The organism is Streptomyces sp. NPDC005438, from assembly GCF_040606315.1.
Classification (GTDB): domain Bacteria; phylum Actinomycetota; class Actinomycetes; order Streptomycetales; family Streptomycetaceae; genus Streptomyces.
Genome location: NZ_JBEXEP010000015.1, coordinates 109391 through 121161 on the forward strand (window position 1 = coordinate 109391; position 11771 = coordinate 121161).

Here is an 11771-nt window from a genome sequence, read left to right on the forward strand (position 1 = left end):
GGTACGTCACCGGCCCAGGTCCGCCACCGCGAGGGGCTTTCGCTGGTGGGAACCCTACGAAAGTCGTGTCCGGGCCGCCGGAGAGGGGCGGATCGTCGTACGCGGAACCTCCCTCCCGCTCTGCCGGGGCCCTGGCCCGGCGGGGTGGGATGGGGGCATGGACACCACACAGGACACGGCGAAGCAGACCCCCAAGCTGGGTCGGTACACCATCGACACCGAGCACTCCACGGTGCGCTTCGGCTCCCGGCACCTGTTCGGCCTGATGCCGGTGCGCGGCACCTTCGGCCTCCGTGGAGGCACGGTGGACGTCGCCGAGCCGGTCAGCGAGTCCCGTACCGAGGTGGAGGTGGACGCGACCAGCTTCCACACCGGGAACGACCACCGCGACCAGGACGTGCGGTCCGCGAAGTTCCTGGACACCGACACCCACCCGACGATCACCTTCGCCTCCGACCGGGTGGACGGCACCACCCTGGTCGGCCGGCTCACCGCCTGCGGGGTGGAGCGTCCGGTGACCCTCCAGGTGGAGGAGGTGCGGGTGACCGAGGAGGGGTTCACCGCCCGGGCCAGCACCCGGGTCGACCGCACCGAGTTCGGGGTGACCGCGGCGCGGGGAATGGCGGGGCGCCACCTGGCGATCACGGTGGAGGTCACATGTCGACGGTCGTAGTGGAGGACCTGCACAAGTCCTACGGCGCGGTGCGGGCCGTGGCCGGCGTGAGCTTCCAGGTGCGGCACGGGGAGATCTTCGCGCTGCTGGGCCCCAACGGGGCCGGGAAGTCCACCACCCTGGAGATCCTGGAGGGCTTCCGGCACAGGGACTCGGGCCTGGCCCGGGTGCTGGGCCTGGACCCCGGCAGCCGTTCGGACAGCCGTGAGCTGCGCGAGCGGATCGGGCTGGTGCTCCAGGACATCGCGGTCGAGCCGTACCTCACGGTGCGCGAGACCATCGCCCGGGCCGCCGGCTACTACCGCTCCCCGCGCAGGGTGGACGAGGTCATCGAACTGGTGGACCTGGCGGGCAAGGAGCGCCAGAAGGTCCGCAACCTCTCCGGGGGGCAGAAGCGCCGCCTGGACCTGGCCCTGGGCATCGTCGGCAACCCCGAGCTGCTGTTCCTGGACGAGCCGACGACCGGCTTCGACCCCAACGCCCGGCGCGGCGCCTGGGAGTTGGTGCGCCGGCTGCGGGACGCGGGGATCACCATCCTCCTCACCACGCACTACATGGAGGAGGCGCAGCAGCTGGCCGACCGGGTGGCGGTGATCGTCGGCGGGCGGATCGTCTCCGAGGGCACTCCCACGACCCTCGGTGGGCGGGACCACGCCCAGGTACGCGTCCGGTTCGCGCTTCCGCACGGGTGGTCGCCGGAGCGGTTGCCGGTCCCCGGCGCGACGTACCACGAGGGGCTGGTGACGCTGCACACCCCCGAACCCACCGCGCTGCTGCACCAGTTGACCGGCTGGGCGCTGGAGCGGGGCACCACCCTGGAGGGGCTGACGGTGGAACGGCCGAGCCTGGAGGACGTCTACGTACAGCTGACCGGCCAGGACGGCGGGGTGGCGCGGACCGGCCAGCCGGTGAGGGAACCCGTGACGAACAGGAGCGCGCCATGAGCGGTGTCGCACAACTCGCCCCCCGCAGGGACCTGGGCCTGCTGTGGCACCAGGTCAAGTACGAGCAGCTGACGTTCTGGCGGAACCCGCAGAGCGCCTTCTTCACCTTCGTCTTCCCGGTGGTGACCATCACCGTCTTCGGGCTGATCTTCCGGGGTGGGGAGGCCAGTTCGTTCTTCGGCGGGCTGACGCCGATGCAGTACTACGTGGCGACCATCGCCGCGCTGGCGGTGCTCAGCGCCTGCTACAGCCAGCTGGCCATCGTGCTGTCCACCCGCCGTCAGGACGGCATCCTCAAGCGGGCGCGGGCGACGCCGCTGCCGGCGTGGATGTACTTCGGCGGGCTGCTGGCCCACTGCGTGATGGTCAGCGTGGTGGACATGGCGCTGGTCATCGGGGTCGGCCGGCTGTACGACGTACCGCTGCCGCACGCCGGACAGCTCCCCACCATCGCGGTGACGCTGGTGCTGGGCGCGGCCAGCTTCTGCGCGCTGGGGGTGGGCGTCGCCTCGCTGATCCGCAACGCGGAGGCCGCGCCGGCGGTGGTGCAGTTCGTGCTGTTCCCGCTGATGTTCATCTCCGGCACCTACATCCCCATCCACTCCGACTGGCTGAACCCCATCGCCGGGGCGCTGCCGGTGAAGCCGTTCAACGAGGCGCTGCTCGGCTCGGTGACCGGGGACGCCGCCTTCCCCTGGCAGAAGCTGGCGGTGCTGCTGGTGTGGGGAGTGGCCGGGGCGGTGGTGGCGGTACGCCGCTTCCGCTGGGACCCCAGGCCGGAGTGACGTCCGGGCGACGAGAGCGGACTGGTCACCCGACTCGTACGCCGGACCGCCGTGGCCCGGTCACTCCCGTGCGGGACCACGGCACCCCCTTGTCCCTCCCGGCCCGGGCCGGGAGGGACAAGGGACGTTCTCGGCCGGTCACCGGACCGTCCACCAGGCTCGCGGGCTCAGGACTCCCGGGCCCTGAGCCACTCGTCGACCACCCCGGCGGTGGTCCCGGCGAGGTCCTCCATCATGGTGAAGTGGTTGCCGGCGACGTCCACGACGTCGTCGGCCTCGGTCCAACCGGTCTGCCAGTCCTCGGGCTTGAGGTCGCCGTCGCCGGACATCGGCTGGCCGGCCCGCACCAGCAGCACCGGGGAGGACAGCTTGTCCGGGGTCCAGCCGCCCAGCAGGTTGAAGTACCAGCTCATGGCGGACAGCCGGGCGGCGTCCATCCGCGCGAAGTTCTCCTCACGCTCGAACATCCCGCCCAGGAGCTGGTCCTCGAACTGGCCGAGGGAGTCGTCGCCGGGCACGTAGGTGTCCAGCAACACCACGCCGGACGGGGCGCGGCCGAGCTGGTCCAGGTGCGCGGCGACCGCGTACGCCAGCACTCCGCCCGAGGAGGAGCCCAGCAGCGCGAAGGGCTCGTCGCCGACCTGCTCGGACACCATCCGGGCCAGCAGTTCGACCAGGGCCCGTTCGGTGGCCGGCAGCGGCTGCCCGCTGGCGAACCCGGGCACCGCCAGGGCCACCACGTCCCGTACGTCGCGGAAGGCGGAGGCGAAGCGGGCGTACTGGTGGACACCGGCCAGGGCGACCTGGGAGCTGACGCACACCAGTCGTACCGGACGGGGCCCGCTGGCCAGCCGTACCGAGGTGGGCGACTGCGGCACCTCCTCGGCGCTGGCGAAGGTCGGCCGCAGGGCGGCGACGCTCTCCAGCAGCGCGAAGCCCTCCTTGAGCCGGCCCTCCTCGCAGGCCTGCCGGAACAGCGCGCCCACGGTGTCGTCCACGCTGGTGGTGCCGGTGGCGGCTGGCTCCGCCGAGCCCTCCGGGCCGCCGGAGGCGGCGAGTTGCTCCACCAGGTGGTCGGCCAGGTCCACCGGGGAGGTGTGGTCGAACACCAGGGTGGCCGGCAGCCGTAGTTCGGTGGCCGCCGCCAGGGCGTTACGCAGTTCCACCGAGGTCAGCGAGTCGATGCCGAGTTCCAGGAACGCCGCGTCGGGCTCGACGCTCTCCACCGAGGGGTGGCCCAGGACGGCGGCGGTGGCCGCCCGTACCGTCTCCAGCACGGCGGCCCGGCGGCCCGGCGCGTCCAGACCCGCCAGCCGGCGCACCAGGGAGGGGCCGGCGTCGCCGGAGGAGGCCTGGCGGCGCGTGGTACGGCGGGCCAACCCCTGGAACAGCGGCGCTGGTTCGGGGCCGAGCGCCCCGGTGTCCAGACGTACCGGAACCAGACCGGCCCGGTCCACCCGCAGCGACTCGTCCAGGAGTTCCAGGCCCTCCCGCTCCCCCAGGGCCAGCACACCGCCCCGGGACATCCGGCCCCGGTCGGTCTCGTCCAGCCGCCCGGCCATGCCGCCCTCCCAGGCGCCCCAAGCCAGCGAACGGGCGGGCAGCCCGTCGGCGCGGCGCTGTTCGGCGAGCGCGTCCAGGAAGGCGTTGGCCGCCGCGTAGTTGCCCTGCCCCGGGGCGCCGAAGGTGGCGGCCGAGGAGGAGAACAGTACGAACGCCGACAACGGCACCTCGCGGGTCAGCTCGTGCAGGTTGACGGCCGCGTCGACCTTGGCCCGGAACACCGCCTCGAACCGCTCGGGCGTCAACGCCGAGACCACTCCGTCGTCCAGCACCCCGGCCAGGTGGACCACCGCGGTCAACGGGTGCCGGGACGGTATCCGCTCCAGCGCCTCGGACAGCGCCTGCCGGTCCGAGGCGTCACAGGCCAACAGGGTCACCTGCGCGCCGAGCCCGGCCAGCCGGTCCTGGAGGGCCACCCCCGCCTCGGACGCGGGGCCGGTCCGGCTGAGCAGCACCAACCGCCGCACCCCGTGGGCGGTGACCAGGTGGGAGGCCACCGAGCCTCCCAGCGCCCCGGTCGCACCGGTGACCAGTACGGTGCCCTCGGGGTCCCAGGGCGCGGCCGTGGCCTCCGGCACCGGTACCCGGGCCAGCCGGCCCGCCCGCAACGTCCCCTGGCGCACCAGGAGTTGGGGCTCGCCACTGGCCACGGCGGCCGGCAGGGCCAGCACCGACTCCGGGTCACGGTCCAGGTCCACCAGCACGAAGCGGCCCGGGTTCTCCGACTGGGCGCTGCGCAGCAGTCCCCACAGGGGTGCCGCCGCCAGGTCGTCCGGGCGTTCCCGCCCGTCGCCGACGGCGCCCCGGGTGACGAACACCAGCCGGCTGGCGGCCAGTTCGTCAGCGGCCAGCCAGCCCTGGGCGACCCGTAGGGCCTCGGCGGTGACCTGCCGCGCGGCGCGAGGGAGGTCACCGCTCCCCTCAGCGCCGGGATCAGCGCCGGGATCAGCGTCGTGAGCGCCCTCGAAGGCGACCAGCACCATGTCGGGCAGGGCCATGCCGGTGGACACCGCCCCGGTCAGCGCCTCCAGGTCGGCGAAGGCCTCCACGGCGATGCCCGCGTCGGTGAGCGGGGCGGTGACCCCCAGGGGGTCGGAACCCAACAGCACACAGCGGCGGTGCGCCCCGGCCGGGGCGTCGGAGGTGAGTGCCGTCCAGTCCACCGTGAACAGCGACCGGGACCAGCGTTGCTGGACGGCGGCGGTGGACGGCTCCCGCAGGGCCAGGGCGCCGACGGTGGCGACCGGCCGGCCCTCGGCGTCGGCGAGGTCCAGCGCCACCTGCTCCGGCCCGGTCGCGGTCATCCGTACCCGCAGCGAGGAGGCGCCCTGGGCGTACAGGGTCACCTCGCTCCAGGTGAACGGCAGCGACCGGCCGGCGCCGTCCGGCAGCAGCAGGGCGACGCCGTGCAGCGCGGCGTCCGACAGCGCCGGGTGCAGGCCGAAGTGGCTGGCGTCGGCGCGCAGTTGCTCGGGGAGGGCCACCTCGGCGAACAGTTCCCCGTCCCGCTTCCAGGCGGCCCGCAGCCCCTGGAAGGCGGGGCCGTAGGCGACCTGGGCCTCGTCCTGCTCCTGGTAGAAGCCGTCCAGGGGTACCGGGGTGGCGTCGGCCGGCGGCCACACCGTGGCGTCGAAGGTCTCCGGTGCGGGGGTGTCCGGCCGCGCGCTGAGGGTGCCGGTGGCGTGGGTGGTCCACGGCTCCTCCTCCAGGGCGCCGACCGGACGGGACAGCACCCGTACCTGTCGCTCTCCCTGGTCGTCCGGCGGAGCGGTGACCACCTGGATCCGCCGGTCCGTCCCGGGGTCCAGGAGCAGCGGGGTGCCGAGGACCAGTTCCACCAGGTGGTCGCAGCCGACGTGGTCGCCGGCGTGGACCGCCAGCTCCAGCAGGGCGGTGCCCGGCAGCACCACGGAGCCGGCCACCCGGTGGTCGGCCAGCCAGGGGTGGGCGGTGGACGGCAGCCGTCCGGTACGCACCCACCCGCCGTCCGGCAGCGGCACACTGGCGCCCAGCAGGGGGTGGCCGTCGCTTTCGAGGCCGGCCGCGGTGAGGTCGGCGGCCGGGGCGCCGGGGCCGGTGTTCTCGGCCCAGTAGCGCTGGCGTTGGAAGGCGTAGGTGGGCAGTTCCACCCGGCGCGCTCCGGTGTCGGCGAAGACCGTGTCGGCACGCAGTCGGTCCCCGTGCGGCAGCACGGTGGCCAGGGCGGTGGCGAGGCACTGCCACTCCGGGCGCCCCCGGCGCAGCAGGGAGGTCACGAAGGGCTCGGCCTCGCGGGCGTCGTCCGGCCGCTCCCGGGCCTCCAGGGTCTCCCGTACCCCGGCGGTCAGTACGGTGTCGGGGCCGACCTCCACGAAGCCGCCCACTCCGGCGTCCAGCAGCCCGGTCACCGCCTCGTGGAACCGCACCGCCTCACGTACCTGGCGCACCCAGTAGCCGGGGTCCTCGAAGCCGCCCTCGTCGGGGCCACCGGCGGTGGGGACGCAGGTGACACGTGCCGGGTGGTAGGTCACCGACTCCGCGACCGCCCGGAAGGCGTCGAGCATGGGCTCCATCAGCTGGGAGTGGAAGGCGTGGCTGACCCGCAGCGGCTTGGCGTCGCGTTCGACGAAGCGCGCGGCGAGCCGGTCCACGGCCTCCTCCGTACCGGACAGCACCACCGACGCCGGCCCGTTCACGGCGGCCAGCGACACCCCGTCGCCGAGCAGGGGGCGGACCTCCTCCTCGGTGGCGCGCAGGGCGAGCATGGCGCCCCCGGCCGGCAGGGCCTGCATCAGCCGGCCCCGCGCGGCGACGAGCCGGCAGGCATCTTCCAGGCCGAGCACCCCGGCCACGTGGGCGGCGGCGTACTCCCCGACCGAGTGGCCGACCAGGTGGTCCGGGCGCAGGCCCCAGGACTCCAGCAGCCGGTAGAGGGCGACCTCGACGGCGAACAGCGCCGGCTGGGCGAACTCGGTACGGTCCAGGGCGGGTTCGGCCCCCTCGGCCGGCTCCTCCCACAGCACCTCGCGCAGCGGCCGGTCCAGGTGGGGGTCGAGGTGGGTGAGGACCTCGTTCAGCGCCTCGGCGAACACCGGGGAGGCCTCGTACAGCTCCCGCCCGGTACCGACCCGCTGGCTGCCCTGGCCGGTGAACAGGAACGCCACCGGACGCGCGGCGGCCCGTCCCCAGCCGGTGCCCGGGGCCCCGCCGTCGGCGGCGATCGCCTCCAGCGCGGTCAGGGCCTCGGCACGGTCGGCGCTGACGGCGACCGCCCGGTGGTCGAAGCGGGTACGGGTGGTGGCCAGCGAGTACGCCACGTCCGTCAGCGACAACTCGGGCCGCTCCAGCAGGTGTTGGCGCAACGCGGTGGCCTGGGCCCGTACGGCGTCCCGGTTCCGCGCGGACACCAGCAGCGGTACCAGCGGCGGGGGCTCGGACGGAAGGGTGGTGGCCGGTGCGGACACCGGGGTGGGCGGCTCCTCGACGAGCACGTGGGCGTTGGTGCCGCTGATGCCGAACGAGGAGACGCCGGCCCGGCGGGGGCGGCCCGGGGCGTCCCAGGGCATCGCCTCCGTCAGCAGCTCCACCTGGCCCGACTCCCAGTCGACCTGGGCGCTCGGCTCGTCCACGTGCAGGGTCGGCGGCAGCACACCGTGCCGCATCGCCTGCACCATCTTGATGATGCCGCCCACTCCGGCCGCCGCCTGGGCGTGACCGATGTTGGACTTGATGGAGCCCAGCCTCAACGGGCGGTCCTCGGGACGGTCCTGGCCGTAGGTGGCCAGCAGCGCCTGGGCCTCGATGGGGTCACCCAGCACCGTGCCCGTACCGTGCCCCTCGACCGCGTCCACCTCGTCCGGCCGCAGCCCGGCGCGCTCCAGCGCCTGGCGGATCACCCGCTGTTGGGCCGGGCCGTTGGGGGCGGTGAGCCCGTTGGACGCGCCGTCCTGGTTGACGGCCGAACCCCGGACCACGGCCAGCACCTGGTGGCCGTTGCGGCGGGCGTCCGACAGCCGCTCCAGCAGCAGCATCCCCACGCCCTCGGACCAGCCGGTACCGTCCGCGCCGGAGGCGAAGGACTTGCAGCGCCCGTCCGGGGCCAGCCCCCGCTGGGCGCTGAAGTCGATGAAGGTGCCGGGCGTGGCCATCACGGTCACCCCGCCGGCCAGCGCGGTGTCACACTCCCCCTCCCGCAGCGCCTGGGCGGCCATGTGCAGGGCGACCAGGGAGGAGGAGCAGGCGGTGTCGATGGTGACGGCCGGCCCCTCCAGTCCGAGCAGGTAGGCGACCCGTCCGGTCACCACGCTGCCCGCCGAACCGGTACCGAGGAAGCCCTCCGCGCCCTCGGGGACGCTGGTGAGCCGGGCGAGGTAGTCGTGGTACATCACCCCGGCGAACACCCCGGTACGCCCGCCCCGCAGGGTCGCCGGATCGATACCGGCGGACTCCACCGCCTCCCAGGAGGTCTCCAACAGCAGCCGCTGCTGGGGGTCCATCACCAGTGCCTCGCGGGGCGAGATGCCGAAGAAGGCGGCGTCGAACTCGGCGGCGTCGTGCAGGAATCCGCCCTCGCGGACGTAGGTGGCGCCTCCGCCCTCCGGGTCGTCGGCGAAGAGGCGGTCCAGGTCCCAGCCCCGGTCGGTCGGGAAGGGGGTGACCCCGTCGGAGCCGGTGCTCACCAGCCGCCACAGGTCCTCCGGGTCCCGTACTCCTCCGGGGTAGCGGCAGGCCATGCCGACGATCACCACCGGGTCCTCGCCGGCGGAGGTCACCGTCCGGCGCCGGGGGGTGGCGGTGGCCGTGGCCGTCTCGTCGTCCAGGAGGCGTTCGCGCAGGTGGGCGGCGACAGCGGTGGCCGTGGGGTGGTCGAAGATCAACGTGGCGGTCAGCCGCAGCCCCGTCGCCGCGTTGAGATGGTTACGCAGCTCCACCGCCGTCAGCGAGTCGAAGCCGAGGTCACGGAAGGGCTGGTCGACCGCGACCTCCTCGGCGGAGTCGTGGCCCAGCACCCGGGCCGCCTGTTCCCGCACCAGGTCCCGCAGGGCCGCCTCCCGGTCCTCCGGGGGCATCGCCGACAACCGCTGGACCAGCGACTCGGCCTGCTGTGAGGTGGCCTCGGCGGCCCTCCTGCGCGGACGACGTACCAACTCCCCGAAGACCGGCGGCAGATGGGCCCCGGCCTCACGCAGCGCGCGCAGGTCCAGCCGTACCGGCAGCACCGCCGCCTGCCCCGCCCCGGCGGCGAGGTCGAACAGGGTCACCCCGTCCTCGACGGTCAACGGTACGACTCCGCCGCGCGCCATACGTCGCAGGTCCGCCTCGTCCAGGGACCCGGTCAACTCGCTGGCCTGCGCCCACAGTCCCCATCCCAGGGACAGTCCGGGCAGACCCTCGGCCCGTCGCCGTTCGGCGAGCGCGTCCAGGAAGGCGTTGGCCGCCGCGTAGTTGCCCTGCCCCGGGGCGCCCAGGGCGGCGGAGACCGAGGAGAACAGCACGAACGCCGACAGCGGCGCCTCACGGGTCAGCTCGTGCAGGTTGAGGGCGGCGTCCACCTTGGGACGCAGCACCCGGTCGAGCTGCTCGGGGCCCAGCGAGGTCACGGTGGCGTCGTCGATCACACCGGCCACGTGCACCACACCGGTCAGCGGACGCCCGTCCGGTACGTCCCGGAGGACCCCGGCGAGTGCGTCCCGGTCGGACACGTCGCAGGCCACCGTGGTGACCTGGGCGCCCAGCGCGGTCAGGTCCTCCGCCAGGGCACCGGCGCCCGGGGCCCGCTCGCCGCGCCGGCTCAGCAGCAGCAGATGCCGTACGCCGTGCTCGGTCACCAGATGGCGGGTGATGACCCCGCCCAGTTCACCGGTCGCTCCGGTGACCAGAACGGTGCCGTCGCTGTCCCAGCTCGCCTGTACGGCCGCCTCCCCGCCGGTGGGCACCCGGCCCAGTCGGCAGGCCCTCAACTCCCCGTCCCGCAGGGCGAGTTGGGGTTCCTCGGACTCCAGCACCGAGGACCAGGGCGCGGACGACGCCCCCGGGGCGTCCACAAGCTGGAAGCGGCCGGGATGCTCCGACTGCGCCGAGCGCGCCAGCCCCCACACCGCCGCGCCGGCCAGGTCCTCCACCGGCTCCCCCGCCTCGGCGGCCACCGCACCACGGGTGACCAGCGTCAGCCGCGAGTCGGCGAACCGCTCGTCGGACAACCAGGTCTGGATCAGCCCCAGCGCGTCCCGCACCTGGCGGTGTACGGCCTCAGCCCCACTGGCGCCCGGGTCCCCGACCCCGGCGAACACCACCTCGGGCGCTTCGCCCCCCTCGTCCAGCGCCGTACGCAGAGCCGCCAGGTCCACGTGACGGTCAGCCCAGGGCAGTTCGACCGCCGCAAGGTCACCGAGGACCACACAGTCCGGTACTCCCCCGTCCTCCTCGGCCGGGGGAAGCTCCGTCCAGTTCAACCGGAACAGCCAGTCCGGCGTCCCGGCGGTGGTCGGGCCCACCAGGGCGTCCACGGCCATCGGACGGAGCGTCAACGACTCCACCTCGGCGACCGCCCGCCCCGTCACGTCGGCCACCTGAAGCGTCAGACTCTCCGGCCCGGTCACCCGCAGCCGGGCACGCAGGGCGGTGGCCCCCTCGGCGTGCAGGGTCACCCCGCTCCAGGAGAACGGCAACCGTCCCGGGGTGCCGTCCGACACCTCGTCGGCCACCCCACCGGTGTCCAGGGCCATGGCGTGCAGCACCGAGTCCAGCGCCGCGGGGTGCAGGGGGAAGGAGTCGTCCTCGGAGGAGTCGCCGGTACGCGGCAGACCCACTTCGACGAACAGCTCGTCCCCGCGCCGCCAGGCCCGCTCCAGACCACGGAAGACCGGGCCGTACTCCAGGCCGAGCGCCGCAAGGTTCGGGTACAACCGCTCCGCGTCCACCGACTCGGCCCCGGCCGGCGGCCACTGGGCGAGGTCACCGAAGGGAACGCCCACCACGGGAGCGAGCACGCCCGAGGCGTTCTCCGTCCACTCCTCGGTCGCCGCGTCATCCCGCCGAGAGGAGATACGCACGGTACGTCGCCCTGAGGAGTCCGGCGCCCCCACCAGCAACTGGAGGTGCACCACCCCCGTCGAGGGGATCACCAACGGGGTGGTGAGGGTCAGTTCGTCCACCCGCTCGCACCCGGTACGTTCCCCCGCGCAGAGGGCCAGGTCCAGGAACCCGGTACCGGGGAACACCAGTTGACCGGCGACCTGGTGGTCGACCAGCCATGGGTGGCTCTGGGCCGACAGGCCACCGAGCATCAACACGTCGTCGTGGCCGGCCAGACTGATGACGGCCTGCAGAAGAGGGTGGCCAGCCCGGGCGGCACCCAGAGGGCGGGCGCCGGCCGAGAGGCGCATGGTCGGCCAGTAGGGGCGGTGTTGGAAGGCGTAGGTGGGGAGTTCGACCATCTTCGCGCCGGTGGGGGCGAAGAAGGCCTTCCAATCCACCTCCACACCCCGCACCCACAAACGGGCCAGAGCATTCACCACGGTTTCCGGCTCCGGGCGACCCTGCCGCATCAACCCGACCGCCTCTACCTCACCCACACACGATTCGAGGATCGAACCAACCAGAGCACTATCCGGCCCCACCTCCACAAACCGCGACACCCCAAGCCCCTCCGCCCGCACAATCGCATCCGAAAAACGCACCGTCGACCGCAACTGCTCCACCCAATAATCCGCCGAAAACTCCTCCACCACCTCACCCGTCAACGTCGACACCACCGGAATCGTCGGCCGCCGATACGTCACCTGCTCCGCCGCCCGCCGAAACTCCTCCAACACCGGATCCATCAAC

General features: G+C 73.7%; 4 protein-coding genes. 3 read left to right on the forward strand and 1 reads right to left on the reverse strand.

Annotated elements, in window-relative coordinates; genetic code table 11:
* Positions 1 to 157 precede the first annotated feature (157 nt).
* From ABZT14_RS24535 to ABZT14_RS24545, 3 genes are read left to right on the forward strand one after another with little or no spacing between them, the layout of a single operon-like run.
* Entirely contained in the window at positions 158 to 673 is a 516-nt protein-coding gene (locus ABZT14_RS24535; RefSeq protein WP_356306371.1) for a YceI family protein, read from the forward strand.
* The gene (locus tag ABZT14_RS24540; protein WP_356306373.1) at positions 658 to 1617 is read left to right on the forward strand and encodes an ABC transporter ATP-binding protein; all 960 of its coding nucleotides are present in this window, start codon (positions 658 to 660) and stop codon (positions 1615 to 1617) included. Before ABZT14_RS24535 ends, ABZT14_RS24540 begins: the two co-directional genes overlap by 16 nt.
* A complete protein-coding gene (locus tag ABZT14_RS24545; protein ID WP_356306375.1) occupies positions 1614 to 2402 on the forward strand; it encodes an ABC transporter permease in 789 nt (262 codons plus the stop codon). The genes ABZT14_RS24540 and ABZT14_RS24545 overlap by 4 nt, the downstream gene beginning before the upstream one ends.
* A 167-nt stretch (positions 2403 to 2569) precedes the next feature.
* Here ABZT14_RS24545 and ABZT14_RS24550 read toward each other — a convergent pair whose 3' ends face one another.
* A complete protein-coding gene (locus tag ABZT14_RS24550; RefSeq protein ID WP_356306377.1) occupies positions 2570 to 11518 on the reverse strand; it encodes an SDR family NAD(P)-dependent oxidoreductase in 8949 nt (2982 codons plus the stop codon).
* Positions 11519 to 11771 lie beyond the last annotated feature (253 nt).